The sequence below is a fragment of the Klebsiella aerogenes genome, assembly GCA_029027985.1.
GTDB classification, from domain to species: domain Bacteria; phylum Pseudomonadota; class Gammaproteobacteria; order Enterobacterales; family Enterobacteriaceae; genus Klebsiella; species Klebsiella aerogenes_A.
In genome coordinates this window covers 3,545,988-3,560,450 of sequence record CP119076.1, presented here as the reverse complement: position 1 = coordinate 3,560,450, position 14,463 = coordinate 3,545,988, and the positions used below count along the sequence as shown (strand labels likewise).

Here is a 14,463-nt window from a genome sequence, read left to right as displayed (position 1 = left end):
GAGCTTTAGATGACCACTCGTTTACCGCTGGTTGCAGCGCAGCCGGGGATTTGGATGGCTGAACGCCTCTCCACGTTGCCAGGCGCCTGGAGCGTGGCCCACTATGTTGAACTGCGCGGCAATCTTGACCCGGCGCTGCTTGCCCGGGCGATCGTCGCCGGACTGAAGCAGGCCGATACCCTCAGCATGCGCTTTTGCGAAGATAACGGCGAAGCGTGGCAGTGGGTCGATGAGGCGCGCGAGTTCGCGGAAGTGCAAACCATTGACCTGCGCCAGCAGGCGGATCCCCATGCGGCGGCACTCACGCTGATGCAAGGCGATCTCGGGCAGAATCTGCGCGTTGATGGCGGTAATCCGCTGGTCTACCATCAATTGTTACGTGTCAGCGACGACGGTTGGTACTGGTATCAGCGTTATCATCATTTGCTGGTCGATGGTTTCAGTTTCCCGGCGATTACCCGCCAGATTGCTGCGATTTATCGCGCCTGGCAGCGCGGCGAAGCGACGCCGGCTTCGCCATTTACGCCGTTTGCCGAGGTGGTGGAAGAGTATCAGCGCTACTACGGCAGCGATGCCTGGCAGCGTGACAAAAACTTCTGGCAGGAGCAGCGCCAGGCGTTACCGTCTCCGGCTTCGCTCTCTGCCGCGCCGCTGGCCGGGCGGGCGACCAGCACCGACATCTGGCGTATGAAGCTGGAGGCCGATCCGGCTATCTTCAGCCAACTGGCGGCCAATGCGCCGCAGTGCCAGCGCGCCGATCTGACGTTGGCGCTGACTACCCTGTGGCTGGGGCGGTTGTGTAACCGTATGGACTACGCGGCGGGCTTTATCTTTATGCGCCGCATGGGCTCGGCGGCGCTGACCGCCACCGGCCCGGTGCTTAACGTGCTGCCGCTGGCGGTGAAGATCGACGCGCAAGAGACGCTGGCGGAGCTGGCGACCCGGCTCTCCGGGCAGCTGAAAAAAATGCGCCGTCACCAGCGCTACGATGCCGAACAGATCGTCCGCGACAGCGGTAAAGCCGCGGGTGACGAACCGCTGTTTGGCCCGGTGTTGAATATCAAAGTCTTTGATTACCAGCTGGATATGGACGGGGTACAGGCGCTGACCCATACCCTCGCCACCGGCCCGGTGAATGACCTGGAGCTGGCGCTGTTCCCGGATGAACACGGCGGACTGTCGCTGGAGATCCTCGCCAATAAAGCCCGCTATGATGAAGCAACGCTACGACGCCATGTGGCGCGGCTGACCGCACTGCTGGCGCAGTTCGCCGCTAACCCGGCGCTGCGCTGCGGTGAAGCGGAGATGCTGTCGGCGGAAGAGACCGCGCAACTGACATTGATCAACAATACCGCGATGCCGCTGCCATCCACGACGCTCAGCGCGCTGGTGGCCGAACAGGCGCGAAAAACGCCGGATGCGCCAGCGCTGGCGGACGCCCACTGGCGCTTTAGCTATCGCGAAATGCGCCAGCAGGTGGTGGCGCTGGCGAGCCTGCTGCGCCAACACGGCGTTAAACCGGGAGATAGCGTGGCGGTCGCCTTACCGCGTTCGGTGTTCCTGACGCTGGCGCTGCACGGGATCGTCGAAGCGGGCGCCGCCTGGCTGCCGCTGGATACCGGCTACCCGGACGATCGTCTGCGGATGATGCTGGAGGACGCGCGGCCGTCGCTGCTGATTACCTCTGACGATCAGTTGTCCCGCTTTAGCGATATTCCCGGGCTTGCCAGTGTGTGTTATCAGCAGCCGCTGGCGGCTGGCGATGAGGCGCCACTGGCGCTCTCAACGCCGGATCACACGGCCTATATTATCTTTACCTCCGGATCGACCGGGCGACCGAAAGGGGTGATGGTCGGCCAGACCGCCATCGTTAACCGCTTGCTGTGGATGCAAAATCACTACCCGTTAACCGCTGCCGACGTGGTGGCGCAGAAGACGCCGTGCAGCTTTGATGTGTCGGTATGGGAGTTCTGGTGGCCGTTTATTACCGGCGCGCAACTGGTGATGGCGGAGCCAGAAGCGCATCGCGATCCGTTGGCGATGCAGCAGTTCTTCGCCCATTACGGCGTGACCACTACCCACTTTGTCCCGTCGATGCTGGCGGCGTTTGTCGCCTCGCTGGATGCTGATAATGTGGCGGCCTGCCGCACGCTGAAGCGGGTGTTCTGCAGCGGCGAAGCGCTGCCGACCGAACTGTGTCGCGAATGGGAAACGCTAACCGGCGCGCCGTTACATAACCTGTACGGACCGACGGAAGCGGCAGTAGACGTCAGTTGGTATCCGGCCTGTGGGCCAGAGCTGGCGGCAGTGACCGGCAACAGCGTGCCGATCGGCTGGCCGGTATGGAACACCGGATTGCGTATTCTCGATGCCACGATGCGCCCGGTACCACCGGGCGTGGCGGGCGACCTGTACTTAACGGGCATTCAGCTGGCGCAGGGGTACATGGGGCGTCCGGACCTTACCGCCAGCCGCTTTATCGCCGATCCGTTTGCCCCGGGCGAGCGGATGTACCGCACCGGCGATGTGGCGCGCTGGCTGGATAACGGCGCGGTGGAATACCTTGGCCGCAGTGATGACCAACTGAAAATCCGTGGTCAGCGTATTGAACTGGGTGAGATCGACCGGGTCATGTCGGCGCTGCCGGACGTCGCGCAGGCGGTATGCCACGCCTGCGTCTTTAACCAGGCGGCGGCGACCGGCGGCGATGCCCGCCAGCTCGTCGGCTATTTACTGAGCGAGTCCGGGCAGCCGCTGGACGTTGCGGCGCTGAAAACACGTCTCGGTGAACAGCTACCGCCGCACATGGTGCCGGTGGTGCTGATCCAACTGGACTCCTTCCCGCTCAGCGCCAACGGCAAGCTGGACCGCAAAGCGCTGCCGTTGCCTGCATTAAGCAGCGAGCGCAGCGGCCGTCCGCCGCAGTCGGCAACGGAAATCGCCGTTGCCGCGGCATTCAGCCAACTGCTGGGCTGCGAGGTGAATGACATCGACGCTGATTTCTTCGCCCTCGGCGGCCATTCGTTGCTGGCGATGCGCCTGGCGGCGCAGCTTAGCCGCGAGCTGGAGCGGCAGGTGACGCCAGGGCAGGTGATGGTCGCCTCGACGGTTGGCAAGCTGAGCGCGCTGCTGGCTGCCGATTTGAGCGATGAACAGACCCGGCGTCTGGGCTTTGATTCCCTGCTGCCGCTGCGTGAGAGTGACGGTCCGACATTGTTCTGCTTCCATCCGGCATCCGGTTTCGCCTGGCAGTTCAGCGTGCTGGCGCGTTATCTCAGTCCGCGTTGGTCGATTACCGGGATTCAGTCGCCGTGCCCTGAAGGGCCGATGGCTAGCGCCGCCACTCTCGATGAGGTCTGCGAGCATCATCTGCGCACGCTACTGGCGCAGCAACCGCACGGGCCGTACTACCTGTTTGGTTATTCGCTCGGCGGGACCTTAGCGCAGGGGATTGCCGCCCGGTTGCGCCAGCGCGGAGAAAGCGTGGCCTTCCTTGGCTTACTGGATACCTGGCCACCGGAGACGCAAAACTGGGCGGAGAAAGAGGCGAACGGTCTGGATCCGGAAGTGCTGGCGGAGATTGACCGCGAGCGCGAAGCGTTCCTCGCTGCCCAACAGGGACAGACCTCTGGCGAGCTGTTTAGCGCCATCGAAGGCAACTATGCCGACGCGGTACGTCTGTTAACTACCGCGCACAGTGCGACGTTTGATGGTAAGGCGACGCTGTTCGTGGCGGAGAAAACGCGCCAGGAAGGGATGGATCCGCAGGTGGCCTGGGGGCCGTGGGTCGGCGAGCTGGAGGTGTTTAGCCAAAACTGCGCCCACGTTGAGATAATCTCGCCGCAGGCCTTTGAGGCGATCGGCCCGGTAGTGCGAGAAATCCTCGGATAACGGTAGCGCAGTCCCGGGCTACCCGTTTTGGTAGCCCGGCTCAGCGTAGCGCCAGCCGGGGATGCGGTGATATGTAGCCCGGCTCAGCGCAGCGTCAGCCGGGAATGTGGTGTATAGAAAAGATTAACGGCGCCCCAGCGGCACTACCAGCGGCGTATGCGCTACCGGATCGTCGATGATCGTGCAGCGCAGGCCGTAAATGCGTTCAATCAGTTCCGCTGTGACGATCTCTTTCGGCGCGCCTTCGGCGACGATCTTGCCGTCGCGTAGAGCGATCAGATGGGTGGCGTAACGGCAGGCCTGGTTCAGGTCGTGCAGCACCGCCGCCAGCGTATATCCCTTCTCTCGATTTAGCTCGCTTAACAGCTCCAGCAGATCGATCTGATGGCTGATATCCAGCCAGGTGGTCGGCTCGTCGAGCAGCATAATCGCCGTCTCCTGCGCCAGCACCATCGCAATCCATGCTCGCTGTCGCTGGCCGCCGGAAAGCGTATCGACGCTCTGCAGCGCGAGGTCGACGATCCCGGTCGCCCGCATTGCGTTATTCACCGCTTCTTCATCCTCTTTACGCCAGCGGGTAAACATCGGCTGGTGCGGATAGCGGCCGCGTGCCACCAGCTCCTGTACGGTGATATCGCCAGGCGTGGTGGCATTCTGCGCCAGCAGACCGATGCGCTTCGCCACTTCTTTGCTGGCGTAGTGCTGGATCTGTTCACCGTCGAGGAATACGTGGCCGCTGGTTGGCGTCATCAGGCGGCTCAAGGTACGCAGCAGGGTAGATTTACCGCAGCCATTGGGGCCGATAATCGCGGTGAAATGGCCGTCAGGAATCGTGACATTCAGCGATTCGGCGATGGTCTTTTTGCCGTAGGCCAGGGTCAACTGGTCGCCGCGCAAACGGGAAGTGACAGCGGTCATTTTTTGCGGGACTCCTGAATTAACAACGCGATAAGGTAGATGCCGCCAAGACTGACGGTGACTACCCCTACCGGTAATTGATAAGGCATAAACAGGCGCTGGGCGCAGTAATCGGCGAGCGCCAGCAGCAGTGCGCCGCACAGCGCCGACTGGGTTAATCCCCAGCGCGCGGTGCCGCTAAGACGACGAGCGATATGCGGCGCCACCAGCGCGACAAAAGAAATAGGCCCGGCCAGCGCGGTGGCGGAAGCGGTCAATAATACCGCCACCAGCATGAGCAGCAGGCGTGAGCGCTCGACCTGCACGCCCAATGCGCAGGCGGTATCGTCGCCCATTTCCAGCAGGCGCATCCGCCGCGCCAGCAGCGCGCTGCACACCAGCATGAGTAAGATCAGCGGTGCTGACGGCCAGGTTTTGCCCCACGTCAGGCCGTTGAGTGAACCGGCGTTCCACAGTCCGGCGGAAAGGGCGGTTTCCAGCGAGGCGCGTAACAGCAACCAGGTGTTGAATGCCACCAGCATCGCACGCACGCCGATGCCGATAATGATCAGGCGGAAAGTCTCGATACCGTTGCGCCATGCCAGCAACCACACCACCAGCGAGGTCAGTACGCCGCCGAGCATCGCTGCCAGCGCGATAGCGGCCAGGTTCTGACCGAACATCACCATCGCCACCAGTACGCCGCTCCAGGCACCGGTGTTGAAGCCCATCACATCCGGGCTGCCCAACGGGTTACGCATGAGCGACTGAAATATCGCGCCGCTCACACCCAGCGCGGCGCCGATCAGCAACGCCATCAGGATGCGCGGCAGACGCCATTCGGTCACCACCATGCTGACGTTGCGCGGCGCGTCGCCGAGCAGGGCGGAAACCACCTGCTTAATACTGAGCGGCACCAGCCCGCTGCCCAACCCAAGCAGGGAAACCAGCAGACTGGCGGCAATGAGCAGCAGGCAGCAGAAGATCAGGCGGGAGGGGACTATCACAGCGAACCTCCCCGTGGCTGGCGGCGCACCAGCCAGATCAGCACCGGTGCGCCGATAAACGCGCTAACGACAGAGACGCGTAGCTCGCCAGGCACCAGCAGACGGCCAATCACGTCGGCAATCAGCAACAGGGTAGGGGTAGCGAGCAGGGTCACCGGCAGCGACCAGCGGTGGTCCGCGCCCACCAGCCAGCGTGCCATATGCGGCATCATCAGGCCAATAAAGGCGATAGGGCCGACCACCGCCGTCGCGCTGCCGCACAGGACGGTGATCGCCAGCAGGCCGATAAATTGCGTGCGCGCCACACGACTGCCGAGCGCGGTGGCGGTGTCGGTCCCGAGACTCAGGTTGTTTAATGCCCGGCTGAGAAACAACGTCACTGCGGCGGCAACCAGCACCGGCAGCAGGACGATTTTCAGCGTTTGCAGAGTACGGATATCGAGTGAACCGGCCTGCCAGAAGCGCAGCTGATCATAGACGTCAGGGTTGAGCAGGGCGATACCGTTGGATAAGCCTTCCAGCACCGCCGCCAGCGCCACGCCTGCGAGCGTCAAACGCACCGGACTCAGCTGCCCGCCGCCCTGGCTGCCGGTAAAGGCCACCAGCAACGAGGCGACGAAGGCGCCGCAGAAGGCCATCAGCAGTTGTTCCTGCGGCGACGTTATGCCAAACAGCGCCGCGCCGAGCACGATGGCGAAGCTGGCGCCGGAGTTGACGCCGAGCAGACCCGGATCGGCCAGCGGGTTACGGCTTAAGGTTTGCATTAATGCGCCAGCGAGACCCAGCGCGCAACCGGCCAGCAATCCGGCCAGCGTACGCGGCAGGCGGGCATCGAGCACGATGGTGCAGTCGGCGCTTTGGCAACTGCCGGAAAAGGCATCGACAATCACGGAAAACGGCAGAGGTTTGGCGCCGATAAGCAGGCTGAGCGCAATCGCGATAGCTAAGAGCAATAAGAGACCAGGCACGGCGACGGCGCGCACCGTGGTCGTAGAAAACGACATAATTCAAATCCCTGACATGATAATGATAGTAATTATCGTTATCGATTCTATTCAGTTATGTTACCATGAGAAACCATAAAAATGGTATGAAAAATAACGACAAGGCCCCAGCATGAACCGACCTTCCCGGCTGCTTGACGTCAGCCTCCTGCGCACCCATCCGGCGTTTCGCGCCGTCTTTATCGCCCGTTTTATTTCGATCCTGTCGCTTGGCCTGTTAGGCGTGGCGATCCCGGTGCAAATCCAGATGATGACCCATTCGACCTGGCAGGTTGGGCTCTCGGTGATGCTGACCGGCTGTTCGATGTTTGTTGGTTTGATGGTTGGCGGCGTGTTGGCCGATCGCTATGAACGCAAGCGCCTGATCCTGCTGGCGCGCGGTACTTGCGGTGTTGGCTTTGTCGGCCTGTGCCTGAATGCCATGCTGCCCGAACCGTCGCTGGCGGCCATTTATTTGCTGGGGATCTGGGATGGCTTCTTCGCTTCCTTAGGCGTGACCGCGTTGCTGGCGGCGACGCCAGCGTTAGTGGGGCGTGAGAATCTGATGCAGGCCGGGGCGATCACCATGTTGACGGTGCGTCTTGGCTCGGTCATTTCGCCGATGATCGGCGGCCTGCTGCTGGCCACTGGCGGCGTGGCGTGGAACTACGGGCTGGCGGCGGCCGGGACCTTTATAACCACCTTAACGCTGTTGCGCCTGCCGTTACTGCCGCCACCGCCGCAGCCGCGCGAGCACCCGCTGAAATCGCTGCTGGCGGGGCTGAAATTCCTCTTTAGTAGCCCGCTTATCGGCGGCATTGCGCTGCTTGGCGGCCTGCTGACCATGGCCAGCGCGGTGCGCGTACTGTATCCGGCGCTGGCGGAAGGCTGGCAGATGTCGAATTCGCAAATTGGCCTGCTATATGCCGCTATTCCGCTTGGCGCGGCGCTGGGGGCGTTAACCAGCGGCCAGCTGGCGCATACCGCAAAACCGGGGGCGCTGATGCTGATGACCACCGTGGGGTCGTTCGTAGCGATCGCGTTGTTCAGTCTGATGCCGTTTTGGGCGCTGGGGGCGCTATGTCTGGCGCTGTTCGGCTGGCTAAGCGCGATCAGTTCGTTGTTGCAGTACACCCTGATTCAGACGCAAACCCCGGAAAATATGCTCGGGCGTATTAACGGCCTGTGGACCGCGCAGAACGTCACCGGTGATGCCATCGGTGCGGCGCTGCTCGGCGGGTTGGGGGCGGTGATGACGCCGATGGCGTCGGCCAGCGCCAGCGGCTGGGCGCTGACTATTGTTGGCGTGCTGCTGGTGGGATTATTGCGTGAGCTGCGACGTTTTCAGCGCCCGGAGATAGTCAACGAAAGTTAAGCGCGGCGGGTTTTCCCGGACAGACGCAACGCGCTGCCGGGAAATCTCGGAACCGGAATTAGCCGAAGAGAGCGGAAAGGCGTTGCAGTACCTGCATCGCGCTGTAGTAGTCGAGGCGGAAGGTTTCGATGCCCAGCGGGTAAACGCGCTTTGCGGCAACCGACGGCAGGTGCGCCAGTAGCGGGTTGGCATAAATGGCCTCGGCGTCTTTCTGGTCGCCGGCGAACAGGAACAGGCTTTCGCCGTTAATACCGGTAGCCAGGTTTTCGCCGCCCAGCTGCACGATGTCGTGGCGTTTGCCCTGGCTCTGGCTGGTATGCAGGCCGGACGGCAGCGTCGCCAGCGTAAAGCCAAGCTGTTCGAGCATCTGGCCCTGTGCCGATTCCGGCGTCCAGATATTGGCGTTATGCGCCGCGGCGGTATAGACCAGCGCGGTGACCGGCTGCGGCGGCAGCTTCATTTTTCCTTTTAACGAAGCGAGCTGTTTGTTGAAGTCGGCAATGCGCGCTTTGGCCTGCGATTCATGGCCGGTGATGCGTCCCAACTGGGTCAGCAGCGTCTGCCAGCTTTTGTCGTCGTAGTTGATAACCAGCGTCGGCGCGATGGTTGAGAGCTGGTCATACAGCGGTAGGGCGGAATCGCCGCCGGTGGCGCTAATCAGGATCAGATCCGGCATCTGGGCGGCGACGGCTTCTGCGCTTGGCTCGCCAATGTACAGGCGCGCCAGTTTGCGTTCTTTTGCCACGTCGCTCCACTGGCGCAGAAAGCCTTGCGCATCGGCCACGCGGTTGTTCGGCGTGGTGGCGCCGCTGGCGACCACCGGCGCATCAATGGCCAGCAGCGAGCCAGTGAGGGTGACGCTGGTGGAGACAATGCGTAACGGCTGGCTTTCCAGGGTATGGGTTCCGCGACTATCGGTGATCTGACGCGGCCAGTCCGCCGCCAGGGCTGAGGTAATTCCTAAAAAGCATAGCCCGCTGGCCAGAAACGTACGACGGCAAAAAGTGGAAAAATTCACGAATTCGCATCCTGAGTAAGTAGTAGTAAATACTTCTCATTTTCAACATTGCGCTACGTGGATGCAAGCTTAAGTCGCATAACATGAAGTTTGTGCGGTTGACATGGCGGGCAATACCTTTTAGGTTAGCCAACAAAAATACAAATGATAATTATTCGTAATATTTTTATCGTTTTTGGAGGATGATATGGAAACGTCACTGGCCGAGGATGTACAGGAACAAAAAATGACCCTGTCGCCGCAAAGCTTCTTCTTTATGTCGCCGTACCGTAGTTTCAGCACGTCCGGCTGCTTCAGCCGTTTCTCCCACCCTGCCGTCGGCGGCGATTCGCTGAGCGGTGAATTCCAGCAAAAAATGGCGGCCGCTTTTGCCGAGGCCCGCGCCGCGGGGATCCGCAAGCCGGTGATGGTCGGGGCGATCCCGTTTGATACCCATCAGCCTTCCGAGCTGTATATTCCCGAGCGCTGGGAATCCTTCTCCCGTACCGATAAACAGCAGTCCGCGCGCTTTGCCGCACCGCTGGAGGCGATGGATGTCGTCGATCGCCAGGAGATCCCGGAGCAGGACGAATTTATGGCGATGGTTGAACGCGCCACCGCGCTGACTGCCTCCCCGGAAGTCGACAAAATCGTCCTGTCCCGGCTGATTGATATCACCACCCGCGAACGTGTTGACAGCGGCGCGCTGCTGGAACGCTTGATCGCACAAAATCCGGCGAGCTTTAACTTCCATGTCCCGCTTTCCGATGGCGGCGTACTGCTGGGTGCCAGCCCGGAGCTGCTGTTGCGTAAAGAGGGTCAACACTTCAGTTCACTGCCGCTGGCGGGCTCCGCTCGTCGCCAACCGGACGATCTGCTGGACCGGGAAGCGGGCAATAAATTGCTGGCTTCCGGCAAAGATCGCCATGAGCACGACCTGGTCACTCAGGCGATGAAAACCGTACTTGGTCCGCGTAGCAGCCACCTGTCGCTGCCGGAATCGCCGCAGTTGATTACCACGCCAACCTTATGGCACCTGGCGACGCCTATTGAAGGCACGGCGCTGGCTGAGGAAAACGCCATGTCGCTGGCCTGCCTGCTGCACCCGACCCCGGCGCTGAGCGGTTTCCCGCATCAGGTCGCCAAACGTCTGATCGCTGAACTTGAGCCGTTTGACCGTCAACTGTTCGGCGGTATCGTCGGCTGGTGCGATGACGAAGGCAACGGCGAGTGGGTGGTGACCATCCGCTGCGCACGCCTGCATCAACGCACGCTGCGCCTGTTTGCCGGCGCGGGCATTGTCCCGGCGTCCTCGCCGTTGGGCGAATGGCGCGAAACCGGCGTCAAACTGACCACCATGCTCAACGTATTTGGCTTGAATTAAGAGGCAAGGATGATTGCATTTACTCGTTGGCCGGAAGAGTTCGCGGCCCGCTATCGTCAAAAAGGTTACTGGAAGGATCTGCCGTTAACCAATCTGATTACCCGCCATGCGGAAAACGACGCCATCGCGATTATCGACGGCGAACAGCAGATAAGCTATCGCCAGTTTAACCAACGGGTGGATAACCTCGCCTCGTCTCTGCAGCGCCAGGGACTGAAGCGCGGAGAAACCGCGCTGGTACAACTTGGCAATGTCGCCGAGTTTTACATTGCCTTGTTCGCGCTGCTGCGTATCGGCGTTGCGCCGGTGAACGCATTGTTTAGCCATCAACGTAGTGAGCTCAATGCCTACGCCGCGCAAATCAAACCGGTGCTGTTGATTGCCGATCGCGATCATGCGCTGTTCGCTGACGATAGCTTCCTCGACAGCTTTATTGTTGAACATCCTTCGCTGCGCGTCGCGCTGCTGCGTAATGATAGCGGTGAGCGCTCTCTGGCGGCGGCGATTGCGCGGACGGCGGATAACTTCGTCGCCAACCCGACACCCGCCGATGAAGTGGCTTTTTTCCAGCTCTCCGGCGGCAGCACCGGGACGCCGAAGCTTATCCCGCGTACCCACAACGATTACGACTACAGTATCCGCCGCAGTAATGAAATCTGCGGGATCAGCGCTGAGACCCGTTATCTCAACGCGCTGCCGGCGGCGCATAACTATGCGATGAGCTCACCGGGCTCACTGGGCGTTTTCCTCGCCGGCGGGCGAGTGATCCTCGCCGCGGACCCGAGCGCCACGCTGTGCTTCCCGCTGATTGAAAAACATCAAATTAACGTTGCCTCGCTGGTGCCGCCTGCAGTTAGCCTGTGGTTGCAGGCGATCCACGAATGGGGCGGCAACGCTCAACTGCAATCGCTGACATTGCTGCAAGTCGGCGGAGCGCGCCTGTCTGCGACGCTTGCCGCGCGTATTCCGGCGGAAATCGGCTGTCAGTTGCAGCAGGTCTTCGGTATGGCGGAAGGGTTGGTTAACTACACCCGCCTCGACGACAGCCCGCAGCGGATCATTCATACCCAGGGACGCCCGATGTGCCCGGACGACGAAGTATGGGTAGCGGATGCCGAGGGCAACCCGCTGCCGCGCGGCGAAGTTGGCCGTCTGATGACCCGCGGCCCCTATACCTTCCGTGGCTACTACAACAGCCCGCAGCATAACGCGGAAGCTTTCGACGCCAATGGTTTTTACTGTTCCGGCGATCTGATTTCGATCGACGAAGAGGGCTACATCACCGTACAGGGGCGGGAAAAAGATCAGATCAACCGCGGCGGCGAGAAGATCGCCGCCGAAGAGATCGAAAACCTGCTGCTGCGCCATGACGCGGTGATCCACGCCGCGTTGGTCAGCATTGAAGACAACCTGCTGGGCGAGAAGAGCTGCGCTTATCTGGTGGTGACATCGCCACTGCGCGCGGTAGCGGTGCGCCGCTTCCTACGCGAGCAAGGCGTGGCGGAATTTAAACTGCCGGACCGTGTGGAGTGCGTTGCCGCGCTGCCGCTGACGCCGGTAGGCAAAGTCGATAAAAAACAATTACGTCAGTGGCTGGCTGCAGGCAAGCTGGGCTGAAGGAGAACAGAGAATGGCAATCCCTAAATTACAGGCTTACGCGCTGCCGGAAGCCAACGATATTCCCGCGAACAAGGTGAACTGGACGTTTGAGCCGTCACGCGCCGCGCTGCTGATCCACGATATGCAGGAGTACTTCCTCAACTTTTGGGGAGAAAACAGCGCGATGATGGAAAAAGTGGTGGCGAATATCGCTGCTCTGCGCGACTTCTGCAAACAGAACGGTATTCCGGTGTATTACACCGCGCAACCGAAAGAGCAGAGCGATGAAGATCGCGCCCTGCTGAACGATATGTGGGGACCGGGACTGACTCGCTCGCCGGAGCAGCAGCAGGTGATTGCCGCGCTGGCGCCGGACGAACAGGATACCGTGCTGGTGAAATGGCGCTACAGCGCGTTTCACCGCTCGCCATTGGAAGAGATGCTGAAAGAGACCGGGCGTGACCAGCTGATCATCACCGGCGTTTACGCCCATATCGGCTGCATGACCACCGCGACGGACGCCTTTATGCGCGACATTAAGCCGTTCTTTGTTGCCGACGCGTTGGCTGACTTTAGCCGCGAAGAGCACCTGATGGCGTTGAAATACGTCGCTGGCCGTTCCGGTCGCGTGGTGATGACTGAAGAACTGCTGCCGCTGCCAGCGACGAAATCCGCGCTGCGCGCGCTGATCCTGCCGCTGCTTGATGAATCCGACGAGCCGCTGGATGATGAAAACTTGATCGATTACGGCCTCGACTCCGTGCGGATGATGGCGCTGGCCGCCCGCTGGCGCAAAGTGCATGGCGACATTGACTTCGTGATGCTGGCGAAGAATCCGACCATCGACGCCTGGTGGACGCTGCTTTCCCGCGAGGTGAAATAATGGCGGCGCTGGATTTTCACGGTCAGACCGTGTGGGTGACCGGCGCGGGCAAAGGGATTGGCTATGCGACTGCGCTGGCTTTTGCGGAGGCCGGGGCGAATGTCACCGGTTTCGATCTCGCCTTTGACGGCGAGCGCTACCCGTTTGCGACCGAAACGCTGAACGTCGCCGATGCAGACCAGGTGCGCGACATTTGCGCTCGTCTGCTGAACGGCCTCGAACGACTGGACGTGCTGGTAAACGCCGCGGGGATCCTGCGGATGGGGGCGACGGACCAACTGAGCGCGGAAGACTGGCAGCAGACCTTCTCGGTCAACGTCGGTGGCGCGTTTAACCTGTTCCAGCAGACGATGGCGCAGTTCCGTCGCCAGCGGGGCGGGGCGATCGTCACTGTGTCTTCCGATGCCGCGCATACGCCGCGCATCGGCATGAGCGCTTACGGCGCTTCGAAAGCGGCGTTGAAAAGCCTGGCGCTAACCGTCGGCCTTGAGCTGGCAGGTAGCGGCGTGCGCTGTAATCTGGTTTCTCCGGGCTCCACCGATACCGATATGCAACGTACCCTGTGGGTTAGCAACGACGCAGAACAGCAGCGTATTCGTGGTTTTGGCGAACAGTTTAAGCTGGGTATCCCGCTGGGTAAAATCGCTCGCCCGCAGGAAATTGCTAACACTATTCTGTTCCTGGCCTCTTCCCATGCCAGCCACATCACGCTGCAGGATATCGTGGTGGACGGCGGCTCGACGCTGGGGGCGTAAATGGCCTGGAAGCGAAAGCTGTCGCTGGAAGCGCTGAACGCCAGCAGTAAAGACACCATGGTGGCGCATCTCGGCATCGTTTATACGCGGTTGGAAGCTGGGGTGCTGGAGGCGGAGATGCCGGTGGATTCGCGGACACATCAACCGTTTGGCCTGTTGCACGGCGGCGCATCGGCGGCGCTGGCGGAAACGCTGGGGTCGATGGCCGGGTGGTTGATGACCGAAGAGGGGCAGTGCGTGGTGGGAACCGAGCTCAACGCGACCCATCATCGAGCGGTTTCCAGCGGTAAAGTGCGCGGCGAGTGTCGCCCACTGCATCTTGGCCGTCAGAGCCAGAGCTGGGAGATTGCGGTGTATGACGAAAAAGGGCGGCGTTGCTGTACCTGCCGTCTGGGAACCGCAGTACTCGGTTAAGGCCTGATATTTCCCGCACCATAGGTAACCCGGGCGAGGCGTTAGCCGTAACCCGGGGTTTCCCCGCTCGCGCTGGGCTTAGCGGGGCTACGGTTCTGTGTCGTTGGGTAGCCCGGGTACGGTAATCCTTTCATCTATTTCCCTGCCTTAAGTGATCTCGCTAGCAATGTGAGACAAATCTCTGCTTCTGCGCGCCATCTGCGCTGTTTCGAAGTTGTTAAATCCTGCGTTGTGTTCTAGAAACAAACTGTAACATCCTGATTACCCTACCGGTGGAC

General features: G+C 61.2%; 11 protein-coding genes. 7 read left to right on the top strand and 4 right to left on the bottom strand.

Annotated features, from left to right (window positions below; all coding sequences use genetic code 11):
- Positions 1–9 precede the first annotated feature (9 nt).
- Entirely contained in the window at positions 10–3,891 is a 3,882-nt protein-coding gene (gene entF / locus PYR66_16945; GenBank protein WEF26974.1) for an enterobactin non-ribosomal peptide synthetase EntF, read from the top strand.
- A 123-nt stretch (positions 3,892–4,014) separates the two neighbouring features.
- Here entF and fepC read toward each other — a convergent pair whose 3' ends face one another.
- Genes fepC through fepD form a run of 3 tightly spaced genes read right to left on the bottom strand, consistent with a single transcriptional unit; the run spans position 4,015 to position 6,799 of the window.
- Positions 4,015–4,809, bottom strand: a complete 795-nt coding sequence (gene fepC / locus PYR66_16940; GenBank protein ID WEF26973.1) for an iron-enterobactin ABC transporter ATP-binding protein — start codon at positions 4,807–4,809, stop codon at positions 4,015–4,017.
- A complete protein-coding gene (fepG, locus tag PYR66_16935; GenBank protein WEF26972.1) occupies positions 4,806–5,795 on the bottom strand; it encodes an iron-enterobactin ABC transporter permease in 990 nt (329 codons plus the stop codon). The genes fepC and fepG overlap by 4 nt, the downstream gene beginning before the upstream one ends.
- Positions 5,792–6,799 carry a Fe(3+)-siderophore ABC transporter permease gene (fepD, locus tag PYR66_16930; GenBank protein ID WEF26971.1) on the bottom strand — a complete coding sequence of 336 codons (1,008 nt, stop codon included), beginning with the start codon at positions 6,797–6,799 and terminating at the stop codon, positions 5,792–5,794. The genes fepG and fepD overlap by 4 nt, the downstream gene beginning before the upstream one ends.
- 112 nt (positions 6,800–6,911) lie before the next feature.
- On the opposite strand from fepD, the gene entS reads away from it, so the two are divergent.
- A complete protein-coding gene (gene entS / locus PYR66_16925; protein WEF26970.1) occupies positions 6,912–8,153 on the top strand; it encodes an enterobactin transporter EntS in 1,242 nt (413 codons plus the stop codon).
- 58 nt (positions 8,154–8,211) lie between these two features.
- On the opposite strand, the gene fepB is transcribed toward entS, so the two are convergent.
- A complete protein-coding gene (fepB, locus tag PYR66_16920; GenBank protein ID WEF30484.1) occupies positions 8,212–9,138 on the bottom strand; it encodes a Fe2+-enterobactin ABC transporter substrate-binding protein in 927 nt (308 codons plus the stop codon).
- A gap of 220 nt (positions 9,139–9,358) precedes the next feature.
- Between fepB and entC the strand changes: the two genes are divergently transcribed.
- The 5 genes from entC to entH are packed head-to-tail and all read left to right on the top strand — an operon-like array spanning position 9,359 to position 14,185.
- On the top strand, positions 9,359–10,534 hold the full coding sequence (gene entC / locus PYR66_16915) for an isochorismate synthase EntC (GenBank protein ID WEF26969.1): 1,176 nt from the start codon (positions 9,359–9,361) through the stop codon (positions 10,532–10,534).
- A gap of 9 nt (positions 10,535–10,543) precedes the next feature.
- Positions 10,544–12,151: a (2,3-dihydroxybenzoyl)adenylate synthase EntE gene (entE, locus tag PYR66_16910; GenBank protein ID WEF26968.1), complete on the top strand. Its 1,608-nt coding sequence runs from the start codon at positions 10,544–10,546 to the stop codon at positions 12,149–12,151.
- Between the two features lie 13 nt (positions 12,152–12,164).
- Positions 12,165–13,016, top strand: coding sequence for an enterobactin biosynthesis bifunctional isochorismatase/aryl carrier protein EntB (entB, locus tag PYR66_16905; GenBank protein ID WEF26967.1), 852 nt, complete (start codon positions 12,165–12,167; stop codon positions 13,014–13,016).
- Complete coding sequence (entA, locus tag PYR66_16900) at positions 13,016–13,771, top strand: 2,3-dihydro-2,3-dihydroxybenzoate dehydrogenase EntA (GenBank protein WEF26966.1); 756 nt, start codon at positions 13,016–13,018, stop codon at positions 13,769–13,771. The genes entB and entA overlap by 1 nt, the downstream gene beginning before the upstream one ends.
- Entirely contained in the window at positions 13,772–14,185 is a 414-nt protein-coding gene (entH, locus tag PYR66_16895) for a proofreading thioesterase EntH (GenBank protein ID WEF26965.1), read from the top strand.
- The last annotated feature ends 278 nt before the right edge of the window (positions 14,186–14,463 follow it).

What these genes read in the sequence shown, in the direction of transcription:
- entB (WEF26967.1), top strand. Translation starts at nt 12,165, where the DNA reads ATGGCAATCCCTAAATTACAGGCTTACGCGCTGCCGGAAGCCAACGAT.
- fepC (WEF26973.1), bottom strand. Translation starts at nt 4,809, where the DNA reads ATGACCGCTGTCACTTCCCGTTTGCGCGGCGACCAGTTGACCCTGGCC.
- entA (WEF26966.1), top strand. Translation starts at nt 13,016, where the DNA reads ATGGCGGCGCTGGATTTTCACGGTCAGACCGTGTGGGTGACCGGCGCG.
- fepD (WEF26971.1), bottom strand. Translation starts at nt 6,799, where the DNA reads ATGTCGTTTTCTACGACCACGGTGCGCGCCGTCGCCGTGCCTGGTCTC.
- entE (WEF26968.1), top strand. Translation starts at nt 10,544, where the DNA reads ATGATTGCATTTACTCGTTGGCCGGAAGAGTTCGCGGCCCGCTATCGT.
- entC (WEF26969.1), top strand. Translation starts at nt 9,359, where the DNA reads ATGGAAACGTCACTGGCCGAGGATGTACAGGAACAAAAAATGACCCTG.
- entH (WEF26965.1), top strand. Translation starts at nt 13,772, where the DNA reads ATGGCCTGGAAGCGAAAGCTGTCGCTGGAAGCGCTGAACGCCAGCAGT.
- entF (WEF26974.1), top strand. Translation starts at nt 10, where the DNA reads ATGACCACTCGTTTACCGCTGGTTGCAGCGCAGCCGGGGATTTGGATG.
- entS (WEF26970.1), top strand. Translation starts at nt 6,912, where the DNA reads ATGAACCGACCTTCCCGGCTGCTTGACGTCAGCCTCCTGCGCACCCAT.